Here is a 771-nt window from a genome sequence, read left to right as displayed (position 1 = left end):
GCGGTATCCAGCGGCTGACTAAAGCTCAGGTCGCCGTTCACGTAGCCGATCTGGTTCTGGCGCAAGTTCCAGTCGAGGGCGTAGCGGAAGTTCAGTTGGTTGTTTACGCGGTAGCGTGGCGACACACTCCAGCCGTAGCCCATGCGGCGTGGGCGTGCTAGTCGGTCGTCCTCGGCGTACCAGCGCACTCCGGCACCTACATCCCACGCCAGCTTCTTGCGGTAGTCGGAAGAAGCAAAGCCGTCTACGTTGGCATTGGCTGGCACCCGCACGTAGTAGTCGCCCAGCGGAGACTGGCGGGGCTCGTAATAGTCGTTGGTTACGGGGTTGGCATCTACGTTGGCACCTACGGTCAGGAAGTTTTTAGTGAAGGTGGTGTTGAAACCCGCGGCTACATTGGCGCTCTGGTAGCGGGTGGGCTTGTACAGCAACGAGTGGTTGAGGCTACCCCACGTATAAAGGTTGTTCACCTTCCAGAAGGGCTTGTACTTGTTGTAGCTGACGTTGAGGTACTGGCTGATGTTGTTGTTACCGAACAGAATTCCCAGGTCGTTGGGGTTGTACGTGTCTGACTCGATGCCCTGCCCCAGCTGCCACGTGAAGTTGCCGCTGATTTTGCTGAGGCCCACTTGGTACTTGTAGCCGTTCTGATCGTCTATCTGCTCCTTGGAGCCAAATTGCTGGCCTCGCCGACGCGAGTACACCAAGCGACCATCTAGGGCGTAGGAGTTCTTTTTATTGGCGAAGCGAAACAGCCCGCCGGTTACGTTG

1 protein-coding gene is annotated in these 771 nt (G+C 57.3%); it reads right to left on the bottom strand.

Translation table 11 applies throughout. The annotated features are described in order from the left end of the window. Nucleotides 1-771 (bottom strand): DUF5916 domain-containing protein (locus tag VI25_RS25285; protein ID WP_236705148.1); only part of this gene is annotated, 771 nt, incomplete at both ends.

The organism is Hymenobacter sp. AT01-02 (assembly GCF_000961955.2).
GTDB classification, from domain to species: Bacteria; Bacteroidota; Bacteroidia; order Cytophagales; family Hymenobacteraceae; genus Hymenobacter; species Hymenobacter mucosus.
The sequence above is the reverse complement of the archived record's forward strand: the minus strand, read 5'-3'. Positions and strand labels throughout refer to the sequence as shown.